The sequence below is a fragment of the Ancylobacter sp. VNQ12 genome, from assembly GCF_049445835.1.
In the GTDB taxonomy this organism is placed as follows: domain Bacteria; phylum Pseudomonadota; class Alphaproteobacteria; order Rhizobiales; family Xanthobacteraceae; genus Ancylobacter.
In genome coordinates this window covers 503037-525506 of the sequence record NZ_JBMSDU010000001.1, presented here as the reverse complement: position 1 = coordinate 525506, position 22470 = coordinate 503037, and the positions used below count along the sequence as shown (strand labels likewise).

General features: G+C 68.1%; 21 protein-coding genes. 15 read left to right on the top strand and 6 right to left on the bottom strand.

The window, feature by feature from the left end:
* Positions 1–27: 27 nt before the first annotated feature.
* Positions 28–615: a nitroreductase family protein gene (locus ACO2RV_RS02460; protein ID WP_423289439.1), complete on the bottom strand. Its 588-nt coding sequence runs from the start codon at positions 613–615 to the stop codon at positions 28–30.
* 210 nt (positions 616–825) lie between these two features.
* Between ACO2RV_RS02460 and ACO2RV_RS02455 the strand changes: the two genes are divergently transcribed.
* The 7 genes from ACO2RV_RS02455 (at position 826) to ACO2RV_RS02425 (ending at position 8854) form a co-directional block, all read left to right on the top strand.
* Positions 826–1146, top strand: a complete 321-nt coding sequence (locus tag ACO2RV_RS02455; protein WP_423289437.1) for a GNAT family N-acetyltransferase — start codon at positions 826–828, stop codon at positions 1144–1146.
* A 213-nt stretch (positions 1147–1359) separates the two neighbouring features.
* Positions 1360–4083, top strand: coding sequence for a DNA translocase FtsK (locus tag ACO2RV_RS02450; RefSeq protein WP_423289434.1), 2724 nt, complete (start codon positions 1360–1362; stop codon positions 4081–4083).
* Between the two features lie 184 nt (positions 4084–4267).
* Positions 4268–5740 (top strand): NAD-dependent succinate-semialdehyde dehydrogenase, encoded by a 1473-nt coding sequence (locus ACO2RV_RS02445; protein ID WP_423289431.1) that lies wholly within the window; start codon positions 4268–4270, stop codon positions 5738–5740.
* 153 nt (positions 5741–5893) lie between these two features.
* Positions 5894–6733, top strand: a complete 840-nt coding sequence (locus ACO2RV_RS02440; protein ID WP_423289428.1) for an EamA family transporter — start codon at positions 5894–5896, stop codon at positions 6731–6733.
* A 37-nt stretch (positions 6734–6770) separates the two neighbouring features.
* Positions 6771–8105 (top strand): ATP-dependent DNA helicase, encoded by a 1335-nt coding sequence (locus ACO2RV_RS02435; RefSeq protein ID WP_423289425.1) that lies wholly within the window; start codon positions 6771–6773, stop codon positions 8103–8105.
* Positions 8106–8161: 56 nt separating this feature from the next.
* The gene (locus ACO2RV_RS02430) at positions 8162–8311 is read left to right on the top strand and encodes a hypothetical protein (RefSeq protein ID WP_423289423.1); all 150 of its coding nucleotides are present in this window, start codon (positions 8162–8164) and stop codon (positions 8309–8311) included.
* Between the two features lie 93 nt (positions 8312–8404).
* Positions 8405–8854 (top strand): RrF2 family transcriptional regulator, encoded by a 450-nt coding sequence (locus ACO2RV_RS02425; protein WP_423289421.1) that lies wholly within the window; start codon positions 8405–8407, stop codon positions 8852–8854.
* Between the two features lie 47 nt (positions 8855–8901).
* On the opposite strand, the gene ACO2RV_RS02420 is transcribed toward ACO2RV_RS02425, so the two are convergent.
* The gene (locus ACO2RV_RS02420) at positions 8902–10137 is read right to left on the bottom strand and encodes an acyl-CoA dehydrogenase (protein WP_423289419.1); all 1236 of its coding nucleotides are present in this window, start codon (positions 10135–10137) and stop codon (positions 8902–8904) included.
* Positions 10138–10407: 270 nt separating this feature from the next.
* Between ACO2RV_RS02420 and ACO2RV_RS02415 the strand changes: the two genes are divergently transcribed.
* From ACO2RV_RS02415 to ACO2RV_RS02380, 8 genes are all read left to right on the top strand, one after another.
* Positions 10408–12006, top strand: a complete 1599-nt coding sequence (locus ACO2RV_RS02415; RefSeq protein ID WP_423289417.1) for an ABC transporter substrate-binding protein — start codon at positions 10408–10410, stop codon at positions 12004–12006.
* A gap of 223 nt (positions 12007–12229) precedes the next feature.
* Positions 12230–13243: an ABC transporter permease subunit gene (locus ACO2RV_RS02410; RefSeq protein ID WP_423289415.1), complete on the top strand. Its 1014-nt coding sequence runs from the start codon at positions 12230–12232 to the stop codon at positions 13241–13243.
* Positions 13233–14156: an ABC transporter permease subunit gene (locus ACO2RV_RS02405; protein ID WP_423289413.1), complete on the top strand. Its 924-nt coding sequence runs from the start codon at positions 13233–13235 to the stop codon at positions 14154–14156. The genes ACO2RV_RS02410 and ACO2RV_RS02405 overlap by 11 nt, the downstream gene beginning before the upstream one ends.
* 3 nt (positions 14157–14159) lie before the next feature.
* Positions 14160–15158: an ABC transporter ATP-binding protein gene (locus ACO2RV_RS02400; protein ID WP_423289411.1), complete on the top strand. Its 999-nt coding sequence runs from the start codon at positions 14160–14162 to the stop codon at positions 15156–15158.
* A complete protein-coding gene (locus tag ACO2RV_RS02395; RefSeq protein ID WP_423289409.1) occupies positions 15155–16147 on the top strand; it encodes a dipeptide ABC transporter ATP-binding protein in 993 nt (330 codons plus the stop codon). The genes ACO2RV_RS02400 and ACO2RV_RS02395 overlap by 4 nt, the downstream gene beginning before the upstream one ends.
* 28 nt (positions 16148–16175) lie before the next feature.
* The gene (gene metC, locus ACO2RV_RS02390) at positions 16176–17339 is read left to right on the top strand and encodes a cystathionine beta-lyase (RefSeq protein ID WP_423289407.1); all 1164 of its coding nucleotides are present in this window, start codon (positions 16176–16178) and stop codon (positions 17337–17339) included.
* A gap of 8 nt (positions 17340–17347) precedes the next feature.
* The gene (locus ACO2RV_RS02385) at positions 17348–17833 is read left to right on the top strand and encodes a GNAT family N-acetyltransferase (protein ID WP_423289405.1); all 486 of its coding nucleotides are present in this window, start codon (positions 17348–17350) and stop codon (positions 17831–17833) included.
* Positions 17834–17932: 99 nt separating this feature from the next.
* Entirely contained in the window at positions 17933–18322 is a 390-nt protein-coding gene (locus tag ACO2RV_RS02380; RefSeq protein ID WP_423289403.1) for a GFA family protein, read from the top strand.
* 18 nt (positions 18323–18340) lie between these two features.
* Here the strand turns inward: ACO2RV_RS02380 and ACO2RV_RS02375 are convergent, their stop codons facing one another.
* From ACO2RV_RS02375 to ACO2RV_RS02360, 4 genes are all read right to left on the bottom strand, one after another.
* On the bottom strand, positions 18341–19210 hold the full coding sequence (locus tag ACO2RV_RS02375) for a TonB family protein (RefSeq protein ID WP_423289401.1): 870 nt from the start codon (positions 19208–19210) through the stop codon (positions 18341–18343).
* Positions 19207–19728, bottom strand: a complete 522-nt coding sequence (gene exbD, locus ACO2RV_RS02370) for a TonB system transport protein ExbD (protein ID WP_423289399.1) — start codon at positions 19726–19728, stop codon at positions 19207–19209. Before exbD ends, ACO2RV_RS02375 begins: the two co-directional genes overlap by 4 nt.
* A gap of 5 nt (positions 19729–19733) precedes the next feature.
* A complete protein-coding gene (gene exbB / locus ACO2RV_RS02365) occupies positions 19734–20828 on the bottom strand; it encodes a tonB-system energizer ExbB (RefSeq protein WP_423289397.1) in 1095 nt (364 codons plus the stop codon).
* Positions 20829–21028: 200 nt separating this feature from the next.
* The gene (locus ACO2RV_RS02360) at positions 21029–22465 is read right to left on the bottom strand and encodes an FAD-binding oxidoreductase (protein ID WP_423289395.1); all 1437 of its coding nucleotides are present in this window, start codon (positions 22463–22465) and stop codon (positions 21029–21031) included.
* Positions 22466–22470 lie beyond the last annotated feature (5 nt).

The window sequence follows — 22470 nt, the reverse complement described above, 5'->3', positions numbered from 1 at the left end:
CTCCCCGAGACGGATGGGACCCGCCCCTCAGCCCGGCGGCGACCAGCGCGTGGTGAGCGCGGCCACATCCGGGCGCGGCCGCTCGGCGGGCACCTCCGACGCCGTGCCGATATGGACAATGCCGGCGACGCGCTCGCCCTCGGCAAGGCCGATATGGGCCAGCGCCTGCGCATCGTTCGCCGCCCAACCCGTCACCCATATGCCGTTGAAACCGAGCGCCCGCGCGCCGTGCAGCAGATTCATGCACACCGCGCCGGCGGAAAGCTCCTGCTCGACCACCGGGATCATCGTCTCGCGGTTGGGCCGGCTCACCACCACGACGGCGAGCGGCGCCGGGAACAGGCGCGACATGATGCCGGCGAATTTCTCCCGCTTCTCCGGCGCCATCTGCGGGTTGCCGGCGCGATAGGCCTCGGCGAGAAGCGCCCCGAGCGCGCGCCGCGCCGCACCCTCGATGACGATGAAGCGCCATGGCACCAGCATGGCGTGGTCGGGCACCCGCGCGGCGATGGTGAGCAGTCGCGCCAGTTCGGACGGCGTCGGCCCCGGCTCGCTCAAGGCGGCGGCAGGCACCGAGCGGCGAGCCTCCAGCGCCTCGATGAGGGTTTCCCGCATGATTTCCTGCGAAGCGTCACCGGGCTTTTGCGGCATTGAAGACCTTCCACCACCGCCGGGCGGCCCTACATGGAAGGACGCACCGACATGAAATCCACCTTTCGACCGGGCGGGAGGGCGACACACCCACCGTTTTGGTCGACAATATCCCATGCCGCCCGATCGACTCGACGACAGCTATAAACGGGCGCGATCCCCAAGGAGCAAGACATGAGCATCAACGGCGAAGTTCCGGTCCGCGACAATCGCGCGGCCGACCGCTTCGAAATCGAGCAGGACGGCCATCTCGCCGTTGCGCAGTACATCCTCGCGCCCGATCACATCATCTTCACCCACACCGAGGTTCCCCCCGAGCTCGGCGGCCGCGGCCTCGCCACCCGGCTGGTGGAAGCGGGTCTCGCCAGCGCCCGAGAGCGCGGCCTGTCCGTCATACCGCGCTGCTCGGTGTTCGGCCGCTACATGATGAAGCACCCGGAGACCCACGGGCTGATGGCGCCGGAGATCCGCGCCACGCTCGGCCTGCCGGTCTGACACCGGAACCTGTCCACAGGCTTCTCGTGCCCGGCGCCGCCTCTGGCACGAGGTTCATCCTGCGTGCTGCGCGCCACAGTGCGGGGAAAAGCTGCCGCGTCACACCGTTCGTTAACGCTGTGCTCCTAACCATGGGAACCGTCGATCGGGGGCGCTTCCGTGCTCCCGGTCGCCATGCCTGAACGGTAGCAGCGGCAAAGGTTCCAGCGTCCCATGCGTATTCCGGCGCGTCCGTCCGATCCGAGTGAAGCGAAGTCCTCAGATGCGGTGCCGGAGAGCCCGCCGCGCCTGTTCTCGCGCGCCAATCCCAAGCCCGTCTTCGCGCCGCCGGTGCCGAAGGCGAAGCCCGCGCAGGTAGCCAAGCCTGCGCAGGTCGGCAGGACCGCACTCCCGGCGAAAAACGAGCCGGCGCCCCGGACCGTCGGCGGCTCGCTCGGCAACAAGGCCGGCCGCGTCCCGATGAGTGGTGCGCCAGCGGGCCGCGAGCTGATCCCGAGCTGGCTGCAGCCCTTCACCATGCCGTCGAACACGCGCTTCACCCGCACGCCGGACTACCTCCTGCGCAAGCCGCCGGTCGAGGAAGTGGCGCCGGTGACGCCCGATGCCGCGCCGGTGCAGTCCACCACCGCGCGGGTGCCGCCGCGCCCCTCGCAGACCCCGGTGCTGCGCGTGCCGCCGCGCAAGCCGCCGCTCGGCAGCGCCGCCGGCCCCTTCATCGCCGCCGATGCCCGCCGCGCCCTCGCCGCCCAGTCCGAAGCGCTGAAGGAAGCGATCGCCGCGCCCACCGTGGCGACGCCTGTTGCGACGGCACCTGCCGCCGTGCCGCCCGAGGCACCTGCCCTGTCCGCACCGTCCGCCCCCGAGCCGGAGCCGGCGCCGCAGGCGACTTCGATCAACCCGCCGAACGCCATCCGTCAGATCGCTGGCGTGATCCAGCTCGGCTGGAACGTGCCCCCGGTCGCCCCCGCACCGCAGGACGGCGCTGCCGAATGGCTGCTGGACGAGACCATCGAGGCCGCCAACGACACCGGCGCGGCGTTCGACGGGGCCAGCTACGAGGATGATCTGCTGGTTGCGGAAGCCTTCGAGGAGGAGGTTGCGGAGGAAGACACCGACGACGAGGTCGACGAATTCGAGGTCGACACGTCCGAAGACGAGATCGTCCGCGCCGCGCACCTTGACGCCGAGGCGGTGACGGGCGAGCCCGCGCCTGCGGTCACGGCGGCGGAACTCGGCGGCTACAGCACCGCATCGTCGGCGATATCCTTCTCCTGGTCGGTGTTCGGCATGGTCGCCAGCCCGGCCGCAGCGCCCGAGCCGACGGCGCCGGTCGCCGCCCGCCCGGCAACGCCCACGCCGGCCCCCGTCATTGCCCCCGTGGCGGCCGCTCGCCCGGCCCCGCGCCCGGCAGCCGTCGAAGGCGAGGATTACGAACTGCCCCCGCTCGACCTCCTCACCGAGCCGCCGGCCAACGAGCCGGACTACGAACTCTCCGAGGAATTCCTCGACCGCAACTCGGTCAAGTTGCAGCAGGTGCTGCATGATTTTGGCGTGCGCGGCGAGATCATCGACGCCAATCCCGGCCCGGTCGTCACGCTCTACGAGCTGGAGCCGGCACCGGGCATCAAGTCCAGCCGCGTCATCGGCCTGTCCGCCGACATCGCCCGCTCGATGAGCGCCATCTCCGCCCGCGTCGCCGTGGTGGAAGGGCGCAACGTCATCGGCATAGAGCTGCCCAACCAGCGCCGCGAGACGGTGTGGCTGCGCGAAATGCTGGCGAGCCACGAATTCGAGGCGGCCAAGGCCAAGCTCGGCATCGGGCTGGGCAAGACCATCGGCGGCGAGCCGGTCATCGTCGACCTTGCCCGCATGCCGCACCTGCTGGTCGCCGGCACCACCGGCTCGGGCAAGTCGGTCGCCATCAACACCATGATCCTGAGCCTGCTCTACCGGCACCGCCCGGACCAGTGCCGGCTGATCATGATCGACCCGAAGATGCTGGAACTCTCGGTCTATGAGGGCATCCCGCACCTCCTCACCCCCGTCGTCACCGACCCGAAGAAGGCGATCGTCGCGCTGAAATGGGCGGTGCGGGAGATGGAGGACCGCTACAAGAAGATGAGCCGCCTCGGCGTACGCAACATTGACGGCTTCAACGCCCGCGTGGCGGAAGCGGCTGCCAAGGGCGAGATCATCACCCGCAGCGTGCAGAAGGGTTTCGACAAGGAGACCGGCGAGATCGTCGAGGAGGAGGAGATCATGGATCTCGCTCCCCTGCCCTACATCGTCATCGTGGTGGATGAGATGGCGGACCTGATGATGGTCGCTGGCAAGGACATCGAGGGCGCCATCCAGCGCCTCGCGCAGATGGCCCGCGCCGCCGGCATCCACCTGATCATGGCCACCCAGCGCCCGAGCGTCGACGTCATCACCGGCACCATCAAGGCGAACTTCCCCACCCGCATCTCCTTCCAGGTCACTTCGAAGATCGACAGCCGCACCATCCTCGGCGAGATGGGCGCCGAGCAGCTGCTCGGTCAGGGCGACATGCTCTATATGGCCGGCGGCGGGCGCATCTCCCGCGTGCACGGCCCCTTCGTCTCCGACCAGGAGGTCGAGCGCGTCGTCGAGCACCTGAAGAGCCAGGCGCGGCCGGAATATCTCGACGAGGTCACGGCCGAGGAAGAGGAAGAGACGATCGCGGACGACACCGCCGTCTTCGACAAGAGCGAGATGGGTGCCGAGCCGGGCGATCTCTACGACCAGGCGGTCTCCGTCGTCATGCGCGACAAGAAGGCGTCGACCTCCTACATCCAGCGCCGCCTGCAGATCGGCTACAACCGCGCCGCCTCCATCATGGAGCGCATGGAGAATGAGGGCTTCGTCGGCCCGGCCAACCATGCCGGCAAGCGCGAGATCTTGCGCGACACGCGCTGATCCGCCGGCCGGACGGTACATTCGCAGCATCTTACCTTGCGGGCGGGGCCATCGGTCCCGCCCGTCTTGCGTTCTGATGCACATCGATCATGCAGCCGCGCCTCTTTCGCCGCGACGCGAGGAGGATTAGGTGTGTGCCACTCCCCCGCTGGCGCCTGCCCGCGCCCCTTTCCCGAGGTTCGCCATGTCCGCCGTGAATACCGCCACTGTCAGCTATCCCGACGTTCTCCTGTTCATCGACGGTCAGTGGCGCGAAGGCACGGGACAGGACGGCAAGCCGGTGAGCGAGCCCATCATCAATCCCGCAACGGAAGAAGTCATCGGCACACTGGCGCATGCGAGCCGCGCCGATCTCGACGCCGCGCTGATCTCGGCCGAAGGAGGTTTCGCCACCTGGCGCCACGTCGCCCCGCATGAACGCTACAAGCTGATGCGCAAGGCGGCCGAGATCCTGCGCGAGCGCGCGGAGGAAATCTCCACCATCATGACGATGGAACAGGGCAAGCCGCTGTTCGAGGCGCGCGTCGAGACGCTGGCCGCCGCCGACATCATCGACTGGTTCGCCGAGGAAGCCCGCCGCATCTATGGCCGCGTCATCGCCCCGCGTGCGGCCGGCGTCGAGCAGGTCGTGCACAAGGAGCCGGTCGGCGTCGTTGCCGCCTTCACGCCGTGGAACTTCCCGATCAACCAGGCGGTGCGCAAGATTTCCGCCGCGCTGGCCGCCGGCTGCTCGATCATCCTCAAGGGCCCGGAGGAGACCCCGGCGAGCTGCGCCGCGCTGGTCAAGGCGTATGAGGATGCCGGCCTGCCCAAGGGCGTGATCAACCTCGTCTTCGGCGTGCCCTCGGAAATCTCCGCCTACCTCATTCCGCACCCCATCGTGCGGAAGATCACCTTCACTGGCTCGACCGTGGTCGGCAAGCAGCTGGCCGCGCTCGCCGGCGCGCACATGAAGCGCGTCACCATGGAGCTGGGCGGCCACGCCCCGGCTGTGGTGTTCGAGGATGCCGATGTCGACCACGCGGTGAAGCTGCTGTCCGGCGCCAAGTTCCGCAATGCGGGCCAGGTCTGCGTCTCGCCGACCCGCTTCCTCGTGCATGAGGACATCTATGCCCGCTTCGTCGATGGCTTCACCGAAGCGGTGCAGGGCGTGAAGGTCGGCAACGGCCTCGACGCCGACGTGCGCATGGGGCCGCTCGCCAATTCCCGCCGCGTCGAGGCGATGGAAGCGCTCACCGCCGACGCGCTCGCCAAGGGCGCGACCCTGCGCACCGGCGGCGCCCGGCTCGGCAACAAGGGCTACTTCTTCCAGCCGACCGTGCTGACCGACCTGTCGCCGGACGCCCGCATCCTCAACGAGGAGCCCTTCGGCCCCGTCGTGCCGATCCAGCCCTTCACCTCGACCGAGGCGGTGATCGCGGAAGCCAACCGCCTGCCCTACGGCCTCGCCGCCTATGCCTACACAACCTCGGCCAAGCGCGCCGACGAGTTCGCCCGCCGGGTGGAGAGCGGCATGGTGTCGATCAACCATCACGGCCTTGCCCTGCCGGAGACGCCGTTCGGCGGCATCAAGGATTCCGGCTATGGCTCGGAAGGCGGCATCGAGGCCATCGAGGCCTATGTGAACACCAAGTTCGTCACCCAGCTCGGGCTCTGAACGCCTCCGCCGGACGACCGCACCTCCCCTCATGGCCGGGCGTGACCCGGCCATCCATACCTCCGCCTGCCGCACCGTCCAGACCGGTTTTCCGGACCGAGTCCGAAGGACGATGAGCAGGTTGCAGGTCGCAGCTCAGGCGCCTTCGCACCAATGGAACCCAGCGTGTTCATGGCGGTCATCGCCGCCGCCGCGATGCACGCGGGCTGGAACGCCATCCTCAAGATCCGGCTCGACCCGTTCATTGCGGTGACGCTCGTCACCGGCGCCTGCAGCGTCATCGCGCTTCCCGCCGCCATCTGGTACGGCCTGCCGCCGCCCCACATCTGGGCATGGATCGGCGGCTCGATTTCCGTCCACCTCGTCTACTACCTCACACTGACCGGCGCCTATCGCCGCGCCGACATGGGGTTCGTCTATCCCGTGGCGCGCGGCAGCTCACCGCTCATCACCACGCTGTTCTCGCTGCTGCTGCTTGGCGAGCCGATCGACGCACAGGGAGTGCTCGGCGTGATGGTGCTGGCGGCGGGCGTGCTGGCCATCGCCTGGCGCCCGCGCGGCAACGGCTTCGACGGCCGCGCTCTGGCGCTCGCTCTGGGCTGCGCCGCCAGCATCGCGGTCTATTCGGTGATCGATGGTCTGGGAGCGCGCAGCGCGGGCAGCCCGCATCTTTATTCCGCGTGGCTGTTCCTGCTGGAAGGCCCTGTCGTCTTCGCCGTTGCCCTACTGCGCTTCGGCGCGCGGGGGCTGCGGCCGATGCTCGGCTTTCTCGGGCCTGGCGCCGCGGGCGGGGCAATGTCGCTCTCGGCTTACTGGATCACCATCTGGGCGATGACCAAGGCGCCCATCGGGCTCGTCGCCGCGGTGCGCGAATCCAGCGTGCTGTTCGCGACGATCATCGCGGTGGTGGTGCTGCGCGAGCCCCTGCGCCCCCAGCGCCTTTTCGCCGCCGTGCTCATCGTCGCCGGCCTCGCGCTGATCAAGCTGCACTGAATTCGCCCTCGGCGAGCGGCTGTGCTCCATTGCGCCGATGAACGCGACGTCCAGCCTCACGATTCGCCCGGTCCTGCCGGAAGAAGCCTTCGCCGACGCCCTCGCCACGGTGCGCGAGGGCGCGCCGGTCATCATGGTGCTCGGCGGCGCCGGTACCGGCAAGACCACCTTCCTGCACGCCCTGCGAAGGCTCGGCGGCGGCCGGCAGGCCTTTCTCGCGCCGACTGGCGTCGCCGCGCTCCAGCTCGGCGGACAGACGGTGCATTCCTTCTTCGGCCTGCCGCCGCGCCTCGTCGACCCCGACCAGGTCAAGCCGCGCAGCCCCAAGCGCACGCTGATGAAGAAGCTGGAGCGCCTCGTCATCGACGAAGTGTCGATGGTGCGCGCCGACGTGCTGGATTCCGTGGACCGCTGCCTGCGCATCGCGCGCGGCAACCCGCAGCCGTTCGGCGGCGTGCAGGTGGTGCTGGTCGGCGATTTCCTGCAGCTGCCGCCCGTCGTGCCGCAGGCCGAGCGCGAGATACTCGGTCATCTCGGCTATGAGGGTCCGTTCGCCTTCGATGCCCGTGTGCTGCGCGAGGTGGAGGTGGCGCGCCTGCCGTTCACGCAGGTCTATCGCCAGACCGACGAGGAATTCGTCACCCATCTCGCCAATCTGCGCGCCGGTCGGGAGGTACCGCACGCCGTCGCCGCCATCAACGAGGCTTCGTTCCGCGAGCACCGGCAGGGCCGCATTCCGGTGGTGCTCGCCCCGACCAACAGCCGTGTCGACGCCTATAACCGACGCGGGCTCGAGGCACTCACCGATAACGGACGCGCCTATGAGGGCAAGAGCGAGGGCGAGTTCGACCTCGCCAATGATCGCCTGCCGGTGCCCGAGACGCTGGTGCTGAAGGTCGGCGCCCGCGTCATGATGGTGCGCAACGATCCCGAGAAGCAGTGGGTCAACGGCTCGGTCGGTACCATCATCGGGCTGGCGCATGATCGTGCCTTCGTCCGGCTCGATTCGGGCGGCGTGGTGGATATCGAGCGCACCAGCTGGGAGCGCATCCGCTACGACTGGGACGAGACCACAGGGCAGGTCGCCGCCAAGGTGGTCGGCACCTACAACCAGCTGCCGCTGGTGCCCGCCTGGGCGGTGACGGTGCACAAGGCGCAGGGACTGACCCTGGAGGATGTGCGCATCGACTTCGACACCGGCACCTTCGCCGCCGGCCAGGCCTATGTCGCGCTGTCGCGCGCGCGCTCGCTGGCGGGACTGTCGCTCGTCCGCGCGCTGCGCACCTCGGATATCCGGATCAGTCGGCGGGTGGCCGAGTTCAACAACGCCTTCGAGGCCGATACCGCCCTGCCCTTCCGGGATATTTCATAGCGGCTTTACTTAATCGATATTCTTGATAGATTATGGGCGACCGTGAGAGGAAACCCATGAGCCCGACCAGCCTTCGCCGCTATCGCGACAAGTTCCTGTTCGCGCTCGCCTATGGCGCGGTGATCGGTGCCGTGCTCTTCGCGCACCCGTTCAAGCAGGATGTGCCCGCGCAGAGTGTTGCCAACGCCACTGAAACCGTGCGGTGAATTCGCACTGGTAAAAATCCGGCCCGTCTATCATCTATATAGCGTGTTGCGGGCGTGGATTCTCCGCGGCCATCCGTGGGATTCGAGACGGGCATGCTGACGAACAAGGGCAAGTACGGCCTCAAGGCCATGCTGTTTCTAGCCAGGCTCGAACCGGGCTCCAGCGCCATGGGCCAGGAGATCGCCTCGGCCAACAATATCCCGAAGAAGTTTCTCGACGCCATCCTGCTGGAACTGCGCAACGCCGGCATGCTGCGCTCGAAGAAGGGGCCGGGCGGAGGCTATGCGCTGGCCAAGTCGCCGCGCGACATCCGCATCGGCCATATCATCCGCACGCTGGACGGCCCGCTCGCGCCGATCAACTGCGCCAGCAAGAGCGCCTATGTCCCGTGCCAGGACTGCGAGGACCTGAAGACCTGCGCGGTGCGCATCACCATGAGCAAGGTGCGCGACGCCATGTCGGACATTCTCGACGGCATGTCGCTGCAGGACATGATCGTCTTCGCCGAAGCCCCGAACGCCGACCTCATGTACAACATCTGAGGTCCGGTCCGGCCGCGCAAGGCGGCCGAACCATCACTCCCCGCGGCTCAGAAAAACGCCTGATGGCCGGTGATCGCGCGGCCGAGGATCAGCGCGTGGATGTCGTGCGTGCCCTCGTAGGTGTTCACCGTCTCGAGGTTCACCATGTGGCGCATCACCGGATATTCCGACGAGATGCCGTTGCCGCCATGCATGTCGCGGGCGAGACGGGCAATGTCGAGCGCCTTGCCGCAATTGTTGCGCTTGAGCATGGAGATCGCCTCGACCGGCAGTTCGCCCGCGTCGAACAGGCGCCCGACGCGCAGCGCGAGCTGAAGCCCGAGCGTAATCTCGGTCTCCATGTCGGCGAGCTTCTTCTGGATCAGCTGCGTCGCCGCCAGCGGCTTGCCGAACTGCTTGCGCTCCAGCGTGTAGTTGCGCGCCGCCGCGAAGCAGGCCTCGGCCGCGCCCATTGTTCCCCAGCCGATGCCGAAGCGCGCGCGGTTGAGGCAGCCGAACGGCCCCTTCAGGCCCGACACGTTCAGCAGGTTCTCCTCGGGGATCTCCACGCCGTCCAGCACGATCTCGCCGGTGATGGAGGCGCGAAGCGAGAGCTTTCCCTCGATCTTCGGCGTCGAGAAGCCCTTCATGCCGCGCTCGACCAGGAAGCCGCAGATCTCGTTGTCGTGCGCCGCTGACTTGCCCCACACCACCGCGACATCGGCGATGGGCGAGTTGGTGATCCACATCTTGGTGCCGGAGAGGCGGTAGCCGCCATCGATCTTCTCGGCGCGGGTGCGCATGCCGGCGGGATCCGAGCCCGCGTCCGGCTCGGTCAGGCCGAAGCAGCCGATCCATTCGCCAGTGGCGAGTTTCGGCAGGAATTTGCGCTTCTGCGCCTCGCTGCCATAGGCATTGATCGGGTGCATGACCAGCGAGGACTGCACGCTCATCGCCGAACGGTAACCCGAGTCGACCCGCTCCACCTCGCGCGCGACCAGGCCGTAGGAGACATAGCCGAGGCCGGCGCCGCCGAATTCCTCCGGAATCGTCGGACCGAGCAGTCCAAGCTCGCCCATTTCATTCATGATGTCGCGGTCGAAGCGCTCGTCGACATAGGCTGAGCTTATGCGCGGAAGCAGCTTTTCCTGTGCATAATCGCGCGCGGTGTCGCGTACCAGCCGCTCCTCTTCCGTCAGCTGTCCATCGAGATCGAGGGGATCGGCCCAATCGAAGGCGACCCGCTTCGACGATTTGGCGGAGGGGATCGAGGCGGCGGGAGCGGAGGACGGCGCGGCACTCATTTCATCGTTTCTCCTGGCCTTTCACCGGCCCGAGCAGACCGGCTGCATGCTCTTACAACTTCGCACGGCCGCGTGCACGCGGCGCGCGCCGGAAAGATGCTGTCGGCGCGAGACCAACATCACAGTATTAGCCTTTCGTCTAAGTACAGGGCGAGATTGCGCAATGTACGGACCCATGCTTGAGTAGCGCAGGGACGACGGTGACGAAACAATAGGCGCGCCGGTGTATTAGGCATGCCAGCGCCGTACGTCCACGAGAGGGGATCTCATATGTCGTCCATCAAGACCAAAGCGGTCATCGCGGCCGCGATGCTTACCGTGCTTTCCGCGCCGGCCTTCGCGGCCAAGACGCTCGTCTACTGCTCGGAAGGCAGCCCGGAGAATTTCACCCCGGCGCTCAATACCACCGGCACCAGCTTCGACGCGGCGCGCCCTGTGTACAATCAGCTCGTCGAGTTTGAGCGTGGCTCCACCAAGGTGGTGCCCGGCCTCGCCGAGAGCTGGACGATCAGCCCCGATGGCAAGGAAATCACCTTCAAGCTCCGCAAGGGGGTGAAATTCCACTCGGGTATCAACGGCTTCACGCCGACGCGCGACTTCAATGCCGATGACGTGATCTTCTCGTTCGACCGCATGTGGAAGCCGGAAAATCCGTACCACAAGGTCACCGGTGGTGCTTACGACTACTTCAACGACATGAGCATGCCCGAGCTGCTCAAGTCGATCGACAAGGTTGACGACTACACGGTGAAGTTCACGCTCACCGAGCCGAATGCGCCGATGCTGGCGAACCTCGCCATGGACTTCGCCACCATCCAGTCGAAGGAATATGCCGACTTCCTGCTGAAGAAGGGCACACCCGAGCAGTTCGACCAGATTCCGGTCGGCACCGGCCCGTTCTCCTTCGTGAACTACCAGAAGGACGCGGTGATCCGCTACAAGGCCAACCCGGCCTATTTCGCCGGCCCGGCCAAGGTCGACAATCTCGTCTACGCCATCACGCCCGACGCGACCGCGCGCTACGCCAAGCTGAAGAAGGGCGAGTGCCACGTGATGATCGCGCCGAACCCGGCCGACATCGCCGGCCTGAAGACCGACCCGGTGGTCAACCTGATCTCGCAGCCGGGCCTGAACATCGGCTATCTCAGCTTCAACACGCAGAAGCCGCCCTTCGACAAGAAGGAAGTCCGCCAGGCGTTCAACATGGCGATCGACAAGGCCGCCATCATCAAGGACGTCTATCAGGGCGCCGGCCAGGGCGCGATCAACCCGATCCCGCCGACCATCTGGTCCTACAACACCACGATCAAGGATTATCCGTTCGATCCGGCCAAGGCCAAGGAGATGCTGGCGGCGGCGGGCGTGAAGACCCCGCTCGACATCGACCTGTGGTGGATGCCGGTGCAGCGCCCCTACAACCCGAACGCCAAGCGCATCGCCGAGATGATGCAGTCGGACCTCGCCAAGATCGGCGTCAACGCCAAGCTCGTCTCCTATGAGTGGGGTGAGTACCGCAAGCGCCTGCAGCAGGGCGAGCACATGACCGGCCAGCTCGGCTGGACCGGCGACAATGGCGATCCGGACAACTTCTTCTTCCTGCTCGGCTGCGCTGCCGCCCGTCCCGGCGGCCAGAACCTCGCCAAGTGGTGCAACAAGGAGTTCGACGACCTGATCAACAAGGCGAAGACCATTTCGGACGTCGCCGAGCGCACCAAGCTCTATGAGCAGGCGCAGGTCATCGTGAAGGAAGAGGCGCCCTGGTTCACCATCGCCCACTCTGTGGTCTATGAGCCGACCCGCAAGGAAGTGGAAGGCTACAAGGTCAGCCCGCTTGGCCGCCACGAGTTCTACGGCGTCGACCTGAAGTGACCTGATGCCGGCGCAGGGGGCAGGAGCGCCCCGCCTGCGCCGTGCATTCTCGAAACCGCCGGCGAGCCGCCGCCTTTACAAGGGCGGCGGCTCGTGCCGCAGGAAATGCCACGGCACGTGCCGCGTCCCTTGCGACGCAATTTTCCCCCCGCCGTGAACGCGCGCAGGCGTTCCGTCGTCCGTTGCGACGCCCGACGCGGGGCATTCAGAGCCCGGGATATCAATGTTCCGATTTTTCCTTCGCCGCGTCGCGCTGACGCTGCCGACTTTCGTGGCGTTGATGTTCGTCACCTTCGTCGCCGTGCGCCTCGTCCCCGGCGACCCGATCGAGGCCCGCACCGGCGAGCGCGGCATCGCGCCCGAGCGCCTCGCCATGCTGCGCCACGAGCTCGGCCTCGACCAGCCGGTGTGGCAGCAGTTCCTCCATTACGCCAACGGCGTCCTGCATGGCGATTTCGGCGTGTCCATCGTCACCAAGACACCGGTGTTGCAGGAATTCGCCATCCTGTTCCCGGCGACGCTGGAGCTCGCCTTCTGCGGGCTGATCTTCGCCATCGTGCTCGGCATTCCCGCCGGTGTCATCGCGGCGGTCAAGCGCGGCAGCTTCTTCGATCATTCGGTGATGACCGTCGCGCTGGCCGGCTATTCCATGCCGATCTTCTGGTGGGGCCTGCTGCTGATCATGTTCATGTCGGAATATCTGGGGCTCACCCCGGTGTCCGGCCGGATGGACCTGATCAACTACTATTTCGAGCCCGTCACCGGCTTCATGCTGATCGACAGCCTGCTGTCGGACCAGGAAGGCGCGTTCGGCGCGGCGGTGTCCCACCTCATCCTCCCTTCCATCGTGCTCGGCACCATCCCGCTTGCGGTGATCGCGCGCATGACGCGCTCCTCCATGCTGGAAGTGCTTGGCGAGGATTATGTGCGCACCGCCCGCGCCAAGGGCCTCTCGCCGCTGCGCGTGGTCGGCCTGCATGCGCTACGCAACGCGCTGATCCCGGTGGTCACCGTCATCGGCCTGCAGACCGGCACGCTGCTCGCCGGCGCGGTGCTGACCGAGACCATCTTCGCCTGGCCCGGTGTCGGCAAATGGCTGATCGAGTCGATCTCGCGCCGCGATTATCCCGCGCTGCAGGGCGGCATCATGCTGATCTCGGGCATCGTCATCCTCGTCAATCTCATCGTCGACCTGCTCTACGTCGCGATCAATCCGAGGATTCGCAATGGCGGATAATCAGGTCCTCGACACCACGCCCGCCGATCCGCTGATCGAGACGGTGCCGCCGGAAGTCTCGCCGCTGGCCGCCTTCTGGTCCGCCTTCAGCGAGAACCGCGGCGCGGTGGCCGGCCTCGCCGTGGTGGTCTTCATCGCCCTGCTCGCCATCTTCGCGCCGTTCGTCGCGCCGCATTCGCCGATCGAGCAGTTCCGCCAGAGCGTGCTGCTGCCGCCGGTCTGGGCGGGCGGCAACTGGAGCTTCCCGTTCGGCACCGATGCGGTCGGCCGCGACGTGCTCTCGCGCCTCATCTATGGCGCACGCATCTCGCTCGGCATCGGCCTGTCGGTGATGCTGGTCTCGGTCGCCGTCGGCATCGTGCTCGGCCTCGCCAGCGCCTTCATGCGCGGCATCGTCGAGGTGGCGGTGATGCGCGTCATGGACCTCGTGGTGGCGATCCCGAGCCTGGTGCTCGCCATTCTCGTGGTCGCGGTGCTGGGCCCGAGCCTCACCAACACCATCGTCGCCGTCACCGTGGTCTATCTGCCGCGCTATGTCCGCCTCGTGCGCGCGGCCGCCATGGCCGAACTGTCGAAGGAATATGTCATCGCCGCGCAGGTCGCCGGCGTCGGCAAGCTGCGGCTGATGTTCGTCACCGTGCTGCCGAACTGCCTCGCCCCGCTCATCGTGCAGGCCGCGCTCGGCATTTCCGACGCCATCCTGGAGGCAGCGGCGCTCGGCTTCCTCGGCCTCGGCGCGCAGCCCCCGACCCCGGAATGGGGCGCCATGCTGGCGGATTCGCGCGAGTTCATCCGCTCGGCGCCGTGGATCGTGACGCTGCCCGGCCTCGCCATCCTCGTCACCGTCGTCGCCATCAACCTGATGGGCGACGGCCTGCGCGACGCGCTCGATCCCAAGCTGAGGAGGAGCTGAGCCATGGCCTCCAATCCCCTGCTCTCCATCCGCAATCTCTCCGTCACCTTCGCCACCGGCCGAGGGCCGTTCAGGGCGGTCGACGGCGTCGATCTCGACGTGGATGCGGGCGAGCTGGTCGCCATCGTCGGCGAATCCGGCTCCGGCAAATCGGTCGCCATGCTCGCGGTCATGGGCCTCTTGCCCTGGACCGCCAAGGTGACCGCCGACCGCCTGACCTTCGACGGCCAGGACCTGCTGACGCTCTCCCCGCGCGAGCGGCGCAGGATCGTCGGGCGCGATCTCGCCATGATCTTCCAGGAGCCGATGTCGAGCCTGAACCCGTGCTTCACCGTCGGCTTCCAGATCCGCGAGGCGATGAAGACCCATCTCGACCTCGACCGCGCCGGTCGGCAGGCCCGTGCGGTGGAACTGCTGGAGCTCGTCGGCATCCCCGAGCCGGAGCGGCGGCTCAAGGCCTTCCCGCACCAGCTCTCCGGCGGCATGAGCCAGCGCGTGATGATCGCCATGGCGCTGGCCTGCAAGCCCAAGCTGATCATCGCCGATGAGCCCACCACCGCGCTCGACGTCACCATACAGGCGCAGATCCTCGACCTTCTGCTCCGCCTGCAGAAGGACAGCGGCGTCGGCCTCGTGCTCATCACCCATGACATGGGCGTGGTGGCGGAAACTTCGCAGCGGGTCTGCGTGCAGTATGCCGGCCAGCAGATCGAGATGCAGTCGACCCGCGGCCTGTTCCGCGATCCGCACCACCCTTACACCCACGCGCTGCTGGCGGCGCTGCCGGAGCGGGCGCATGGCCGTATCCTGCCCTCCATTCCCGGCGTGGTGCCGGGGCTGGCGGACCGGCCGAAAGGCTGCCTGTTCTCGCCGCGCTGCCGCTTCGCCACTGACATTTGCCGCAACGTGCCGCCGCCCCGCGCCGGCGCGGAACTTGGCCTCGCCCTCTGCCACACGCCGCTGGTCAATGGCGTGCCGCAGGGTAGGGAAATCGCCGCATGAACCAGATCGCCCCGTTTGAACCGAAGGCGTCCGACGCCGTTATGGAAGCCGTGAACCTGGCGCAGAGCTACGACGTGGCGCGCGGCATGTTCGCCAAGCCGGCCACCGTCAAGGCAGTGTCCGGCATCAGCTTCCGCCTCGCGCCGCGCTCGACCCTCGCCGTCGTCGGCGAATCCGGCTCGGGCAAGTCGACGCTGGCGCGCATGCTCACCATGATCGAGCGGCCGGGTACCGGCTCGCTGCTGCTCGACGATGTCGATGTCGCCGATGCCGACAAGGCCACGCTCCGCCGCTATCGCGGCGAGGTGCAGATGGTGTTCCAGAACCCCTACGGCTCGCTCAACCCGCGCCAGACCGTCGGCAAGGCGATCGAGGAGCCGTTGCTCGTCAACACCAGCCTCTCCGCCACGGAGCGGCGCGAGCGGGCGCTCGACATGATGAAGCGCGTCGGCCTGCGGCCCGAGCATCACGGGCGCTACCCGCACATGTTCTCCGGTGGCCAGCGCCAGCGCATCGCCATTGCCCGCGCGCTGGTGCTGCGGCCGAAGATCCTTGTGCTGGACGAGCCGGTCTCCGCGCTCGACGTGTCGGTGCGTGCGCAGGTGCTGAACCTGCTGGTGGAGTTGCAGGAGCAGCTCGGCGTCGCCTATGTGTTCGTCTCCCACGATCTCGGTGTGGTGCGGCACATGGCCGACGAGGTGCTGGTGATGTATCTCGGCCGCGCCGTCGAGCATGGGCCGCGCGACGCCATCTTCGATGCGCCCAAGCACCCCTATACGCGCGCCTTGCTCTCCGCGACGCCGGTCGCCGACCCGGAGGCGAAGAAGGAGCGCATCGTGCTGGAGGGCGAGTTGCCCTCGCCCTTCAACCCGCCCAGGGGCTGCCCGTTCAACCCGCGCTGCCCGCTGGCGATCGAGCGCTGCCGGCAGGAGATGCCGCCGGCCGAGCGCAAGGGCGAACAACTGGTGGCATGCTGGGTAGCGCAGTAGCCTCCACCCGCCGAGCCGAGGAGCCCCCATGCGCGACGCGACGCTGTGCGTGCATCATCCCGTTGTTTCCGAGGAAGGTTACGCCGGCCTCGGCGTGCCGGTGCACCGCGCCTCGACCATCGTCTATCCCGACGCGGACGCCTTTCTGAACCGGGCGGAGCGCGGCGTCGACGGCTATACCTACGGCCTCAACGGCACGCCGACGACGCGCACGCTGGAAGCGCAGCTGACGCATCTGCATGGCGGCGCGCGCACGATCATCGTCCCCTCGGGACAGGCGGCGATCTCCATGGTGATGTTGTCGGTGTTGCTTCCCGGCGACCGCGTGCTGATCCCCGACAACGCCTATCCGCCGGTGCGCACGCTGTGCATGGACCATCTTGCGGCGCGCGGCATCGACCACACGGTCTATGACCCGATGATCGGGGCGGGCATCGCCGCGCTGATCGACGAACGCACGAAGCTGGTGTGGATCGAAACGCCCGGTTCCGGCACCATGGAGACGCCGGACGTGCCGGCCATCATCGCCGCCGCCCGGCAGCGCGGCGTGCTGGTAGGCTGCGACAACACCTGGGCGACTCCGCTGCTGTTCAAGCCGCTCGCCCATGGCGCCGACTTCGCCTGCGAGGCGCTGACGAAATATGTCGGCGGCCATTCCGACCTGCTGCTGGGCTCGATTACCGTGGCGGACACGGCGCTGCACCAGCGGCTGCGCAAGACGCTGTCGGAACTCGGCATCGGCGTGTCGCCGGACGAGTGCTCGCTCGCGCTGCGCGGCATGCAGACCATGGCGCTGCGCCTCGCCCATGTCGGTCGGCTGTCGGAAGACTTCGCCCGCCGCCTGGTGGGCACTCCCGGCGTCGAGACGGTGCTGCATCCCGCCCTGCCCTCCTGCCCCGGCCACGAGAACTGGAAGCGCGACTTCAAGGGCTCGTCCGGCGTGTTCAGCCTTGTGCTGGCGCCCGCCGCCCGCGCACGTATGGCGACGGCTCTCAGCGACCTGAAGCTGTTTTCCATCGGCGCGTCATGGGGCGGCACCCACAGCCTGCTGGCACCGATGGAAATCGCCGGGATCCGCACCGGTACGCCCTGGCCCCATGAAGGGCCGCTGCTGCGGGTGAGCCTGGGCTTGGAGGACGCCGACGAGCTTTGGGACGAGCTCGCAGGTGCGCTGCGGCGGCTGGCGGACTAGGCAACCGAATGTTCCTCCGCGATGAAGCTCCCGGCGACGAAGCCGCGATCCGCGCGCTGTTGCGCGACTGCTTCGGCGGTCCCGATGAGGCCGATCTCGTCGACCATCTGCGCGCCGCCGGCGACGCGCTGGTCTCGCTTATTGCGGAAGAGGACGACGCGATCGTCGGTCATGTGCTGCTCTCGCCGCTCGCCGCGCCCTTTCCCGCGCTGGCGCTCGCCCCGCTCGGCGTGGCGGAAGGCTACCGGCGGCAGGGCATCGGCGATGCACTGGTGCGCGCGGCCGTCGCCCGCGCCGCGGCGATGGGCTGGCGGGCGATCTTCGTGCTCGGCGACCCCGCCTACTACCAACGCTTCGGCTTCGCGGCCGAACATGCGGCGGGCTTCGCCTCGCCCTATGCGGGCGCGCATTTCATGGCGCTGCCGCTCGGCGGCGATCTGCCGGTGCTGCGGGGCGCGATCCGTCACGCCCCCGCTTTCGCCGATCTGGGCTAGCACGAGGCCGACGGCGTCGGCGCCAGCCGCATCGGGCATGGACGCCCGCACGGCTTCGTTCTAACCATTCCGACCGCTTGGTTTCATAGGAGGCGCGGGATGGACCGTTTCACCGGCGGCTGCCTGTGTGGCAATGTGAGAATCGTGGCGTCCGGTCGTCCCTACCGGGTCGGCCTTTGCCACTGCCTCGACTGCCGCAAGCATCACGGGGCGCTGTTTCACGCCTCGGCCATCTTCCCCGAGGCGGCGGTGACGATCGAGGGCGAGACGCGCGACTATGCCGGGCGGTTCTTCTGCCCGCGCTGCGGCTCCTCGGTCTTTGCGCGCACCGGCGACGAGATCGAGGTGAACCTCGGATCGCTGGACACCCCGGACCAGCTGATGCCGACGTATGAGAGCTGGATCATCCGCCGCGAATCCTGGCTGCCGCCCTTCCCGCTCGCGCACCGCTATGCGCGCGATCGCGACTCCACAGGCCGCTTCGAATAGGCCGCGCAAAGGCGTCCTTCACCGGCGGGTGAAGTCCACCGGCACGGTGAAGGAGATGGTTCCTCCGCCGACCTCGGGCGGCGGCGGCGGCACCGGCGAGGCGCGCCGCACCATCGCCACCGCCTCGCCGTCGAAGGTGGGATTGCCCGAACTCCCCACCAGGCTGGCGCCAAGCACGCGGCCGGAACGGTCGATCACGAAGGACACGCGCGCCCGGCCGCTGCCGGTCTCGCTGGCGGGGAAGCGCTTGTGGCGGTTGAGATGGGCCATCAGCCGCGAGCGCCAGTTCGCCGGCGCCCGGCTGTTGGCCGAGGACGCGCCGGCACTCGGCGCCGCCACGCGGTCAGCACGTTCGGCGTCAAGCGAAGGCGCGGCCGAGGTCCGCGGCGCCGGCGGCTTCTCGCTCTTCTCGCGCTCCTTCGGCTTGGGCTTCGGCTTCGGGCGCTCCTTCGGCGGATCCGGCTTCTTCTCCGGCGGCGTCAGCTCGGCCGCAAGCGGCGGCGGGGGGGGCAGCGGCACCTCGATGTCGGGCGCCGGGCTCTCGGCGACGTCCGGCACCGGCTCCTGCTCGAGCTCCGGCTCGGGCGGCGGCACGTCCTCGGCCTCGGCGAGCGGATCGGGCGGCACTTCCTGCTCGATCTCCTCGGGAGCCTCCATCATCTGCGGGCCGGGCGGTGCCTCGCTCGGCTCGGCCTCGGGCGCGACCGGCAGCTCGGCCAGCTCGATCATGATCGCGGCCGGCTCGTCCGCCGCCACGATGGGCGGCTCGGACAGCATGTAGCCCAACGCCGCGCCGTGGACGGCCAGCACCAGCACGCCGCAGCCGACCCAGCCGGCGGCCTCCACCACACGCTGGCGACGGCCCCCTTTCAGGAGCATCAGGCTCATGGGGCAGGTGTCCCCGCCGCCCCCGCCGGCGCTCCCGGCAATGCCCCAGATGCGCCTGGCTGTGTCCCCGGCGGAACGGTGCCGGGCGCCGCCGGCTGGCCGGCCATTTCGAGCCCGACCAACGCGATCTTGAGGTATCCGGCTGCCCGCAGCAGGTTCATCACCTCCATCAGCTCGCCATAGGCGACCGTCTTGTCGGCGCGCAGGAAGATGCGGGTTTCCCTCTTATTCTCGGTGGCGCGGTCCAGCGTGGAACCCAGCGCCTCGCGCGGCACGTCGTCATTGCCGAGCGCGAGGCCGAGATCGCCCTTTACCGTGAGATAGACAGGCTTGTCGGGGCGCGGCTGCACGGCGGCGTTGGAGGCCGGCAGGTCCACCGCGACATCCACCGTCGAGAGCGGCGCCGCGACCATGAAGATGATCAAGAGCACCAGGATCACGTCGATGAACGGGGTGACGTTGATCTCGTGGTTCTCGGCGAGTTCGTCGCTGTCCGAACTCTGCAGCTTGGCCGCCATCGCGCCTACTCCGCCGCCGCACGCAGCCGAGCGGCCGCGGCCGCACCATGGCCGAGCTGGACACCGCGTTTGGCGGCCATATCACGCCGGTCGAGATCGCGCGAAAGCAGGCGCAGCACTTCGGCGGAGGCATCGCCCATCAGCACGCGATAGCCCGATACCAGCCGTGTGAAGTGGTTGTAGATGACCACGGCGGGAATGGCGGCGACGAGGCCGATAGCGGTGGCGAGCAGCGCCTCGGCGATGCCCGGCGCGACGACAGCGAGATTGGTGGTCTGCGCCTTCGAGATGCCGATGAACGAGTTCATGATGCCCCACACCGTGCCGAACAGGCCGACGAAGGGCGCGGTGGCGCCGATGGTCGCGAGCAGGCCGGTGCCGCGCGTAATGGCACGCCCCGCCGCCACCTCGATGCGGCCGAGCGAGATCGATACGCGCTCCTTGATGCCCTCGGCCGGCAGGTCGCCGGAGCGCTGCAATTCGAGATCGGTCGCCTTGAGCATGGCGCCGGCGGGACCGGCGGTGCCCACACGGCGGGCCTCGTCCAGCGAGGCGCTGGCGAGATAGCCCTTCAGGGCACGCTTGAGGCGTCCCTTGGCGACGAGAAGTTCGAGCGACTTGGCGAGCCACACCGTCCAGGTGACGACCGAGGCGAAGGCGAGGCCGATCATCACCCCCTTCACCACCCAGTCCGCCGCCATGAACATGCCCCAGGGCGACAGGTCATGCGGCAGCTGCGCGGCAACCCCGGTGTCTTCGCCTTCGGCGTGGATCTGCGTCGGATCGACGGAGCCTTCCGGCGCAGCGGCCGTGCCAGTGGCAGGCGCCGCGACGTCGCCCGCCGGTGCGGACGAAGCCGGGGACGACGGAGCCAGCGACGCTCCCGAGGGCGGCACCAGCGCGTCGTCGGCCGGAGCGGCGGACGGCGCCTGTTGCACGGGAGCCGGAGTTGCCGGTGCGGCGATCGGCGCCTGCGGGGTCGCCGGCTGCTGCGCCAGCGCCGGCCCGCAGGCCGGCAGCACCGACCCGCCCGCGACGAGGAGCGCCATCAGTGCGTTGAGGCGCGGGCGAGGCGGGGCGATCCTGCGAAGTGTCAGCATGGCGGCAATCCGATCTTCGGTCGGCCGCCTCGCTCCAGGCATGGATGCGCGGGCGTAATGGCGGGCCGGTCCTGTCCGTTACCGGCTTCCATAAACCCGCAGGCACGATGTCGACAACACGAAAAAGCTTGAGAACGTCAATGTAGAACGCTTCAAAACAGCGAATACAGTGACGATATCTAGTTTTTCATGATTCTAGACTAGACTTCTTTTACCGGCAGCGGCGCAAGAACCTTACCGGGATTCAGCAAGCCGGCGGGATCGAACGCCGCCTTCAGCCGGTGCATCAGTTCGAGCCCGAGAGCGTCCGCGTAGTGCACCAGTTCGTCGCGCTTGAGGATGCCGATGCCGTGCTCGGCGGCGATCGAACCATCCATGTCGGCGACGATGTCATGCACGATACGGTTGAACGCCTCCCACATGGCGAGGAAGGCCGCCTTGTCCATGCCAACGGGCTGGCTGAGGTTGAAATGGATGTTGCCGTCGCCGACATGGCCGAACGGGCATGGGCGGAGGCCCGGCAGCGCCGCCTCGACGGCGGGCAGCGCGCGCTCCAGGAACTCCGGCACCCGCGAGACCGCCACCGAGACGTCGTGCTTGATCGAGCCGCCCTCGAATTTCTGCGCCTCCGACATGTCCTCGCGCAGCCGCCACAGCGCGCCCGCCTGCGCCTCGCTGGCGGCGATCACCGCATCCAAGACCTCGCCCGCCTCCATCGCCGCGCCCAGGCTCTCCTCCATCAGCGCGGAAAGATCGAAGGCTCGCGTCGGCGCGGAGAGCTCAGCCAGCACGTACCAGTCATAGGCATCGCGGAACGGGCGCACCGTGCCGGGCATGTGATTGAGCACCGTCTCGACGCCGAAGGACGCCATCAGCTCGAAGGTGGTGAGGGCGTCCCCCGCCTCGCCGCGCAGGCGCTTGAGCAATGAGAGCGCGGAAGCCGGGTCCGGCACGGCGAGGAAGGCGGTGGAGCGCTGCGCCGGCTGCGGGAACAGTTTCAGTACGGCGCCGGTGATGATGCCGAGCGTGCCCTCGCTGCCGAGGAACAGCGGCTTCAGGTCATAGCCCGCATTGTTCTTGCGCAGCCGCTTCATGCCGTTCCACACCCGCCCGTCGGCGAGCACCACCTCCAGCCCGAGCACTAGCTCACGGGCATTGCCGTAGCGCAGCACGGCGGTTCCGCCGGCATTGGAGGCGAGGTTGCCGCCGATGCGGCAGGAGCCCTGCGAGGCGATGTGCAGCGGGAACAGGCAGCCCACCGCCTCGGCCGCTTCATGCACCTTGTCGAGGATGCAGCCCGCCTCGACCGTCATGGTCATGTCCACCGGGTCGACATTGCGGATGCGGTCGAGACGGGCAAGCGACAGCAGCACCTCGCCGAACGGCATCTGCCCACCCACGAGGCCGGTATTGCCGCCCTGCGGCACGATGGGCACGCCCGCCTCGGCACACGTCTTGACGATGAAGGCGACCTCCTCCGTGCTGCCCGGCCGCAGCACGGCCGGCGCCTTGCCGGCATAGAGCCCGCGCTCCTCGTGCAGATAGGGCGCCATGTCGGCGGGTTCGGTGAGCACATGGACTGCGCCGATGCGCGCGGCGATGGTGGCGAGAAGGGCGGCAAGCGAGGCGTCGGACATGACCG

Coding starts and splice junctions, on each gene's coding strand:
- ACO2RV_RS02460 (WP_423289439.1), bottom strand. CDS start 615: ATGCGGGAAACCCTCATCGAGGCGCTGGAGGCTCGCCGCTCGGTGCCT.
- ACO2RV_RS02455 (WP_423289437.1), top strand. CDS start 826: ATGAGCATCAACGGCGAAGTTCCGGTCCGCGACAATCGCGCGGCCGAC.
- ACO2RV_RS02450 (WP_423289434.1), top strand. CDS start 1,360: ATGCGTATTCCGGCGCGTCCGTCCGATCCGAGTGAAGCGAAGTCCTCA.
- ACO2RV_RS02445 (WP_423289431.1), top strand. CDS start 4,268: ATGTCCGCCGTGAATACCGCCACTGTCAGCTATCCCGACGTTCTCCTG.
- ACO2RV_RS02440 (WP_423289428.1), top strand. CDS start 5,894: ATGGAACCCAGCGTGTTCATGGCGGTCATCGCCGCCGCCGCGATGCAC.
- ACO2RV_RS02435 (WP_423289425.1), top strand. CDS start 6,771: ATGAACGCGACGTCCAGCCTCACGATTCGCCCGGTCCTGCCGGAAGAA.
- ACO2RV_RS02430 (WP_423289423.1), top strand. CDS start 8,162: ATGAGCCCGACCAGCCTTCGCCGCTATCGCGACAAGTTCCTGTTCGCG.
- ACO2RV_RS02425 (WP_423289421.1), top strand. CDS start 8,405: ATGCTGACGAACAAGGGCAAGTACGGCCTCAAGGCCATGCTGTTTCTA.
- ACO2RV_RS02420 (WP_423289419.1), bottom strand. CDS start 10,137: ATGAGTGCCGCGCCGTCCTCCGCTCCCGCCGCCTCGATCCCCTCCGCC.
- ACO2RV_RS02415 (WP_423289417.1), top strand. CDS start 10,408: ATGTCGTCCATCAAGACCAAAGCGGTCATCGCGGCCGCGATGCTTACC.
- ACO2RV_RS02410 (WP_423289415.1), top strand. CDS start 12,230: ATGTTCCGATTTTTCCTTCGCCGCGTCGCGCTGACGCTGCCGACTTTC.
- ACO2RV_RS02405 (WP_423289413.1), top strand. CDS start 13,233: ATGGCGGATAATCAGGTCCTCGACACCACGCCCGCCGATCCGCTGATC.
- ACO2RV_RS02400 (WP_423289411.1), top strand. CDS start 14,160: ATGGCCTCCAATCCCCTGCTCTCCATCCGCAATCTCTCCGTCACCTTC.
- ACO2RV_RS02395 (WP_423289409.1), top strand. CDS start 15,155: ATGAACCAGATCGCCCCGTTTGAACCGAAGGCGTCCGACGCCGTTATG.
- metC (WP_423289407.1), top strand. CDS start 16,176: ATGCGCGACGCGACGCTGTGCGTGCATCATCCCGTTGTTTCCGAGGAA.
- ACO2RV_RS02385 (WP_423289405.1), top strand. CDS start 17,348: ATGTTCCTCCGCGATGAAGCTCCCGGCGACGAAGCCGCGATCCGCGCG.
- ACO2RV_RS02380 (WP_423289403.1), top strand. CDS start 17,933: ATGGACCGTTTCACCGGCGGCTGCCTGTGTGGCAATGTGAGAATCGTG.
- ACO2RV_RS02375 (WP_423289401.1), bottom strand. CDS start 19,210: ATGAGCCTGATGCTCCTGAAAGGGGGCCGTCGCCAGCGTGTGGTGGAG.
- exbD (WP_423289399.1), bottom strand. CDS start 19,728: ATGGCGGCCAAGCTGCAGAGTTCGGACAGCGACGAACTCGCCGAGAAC.
- exbB (WP_423289397.1), bottom strand. CDS start 20,828: ATGCTGACACTTCGCAGGATCGCCCCGCCTCGCCCGCGCCTCAACGCA.
- ACO2RV_RS02360 (WP_423289395.1), bottom strand. CDS start 22,465: ATGTCCGACGCCTCGCTTGCCGCCCTTCTCGCCACCATCGCCGCGCGC.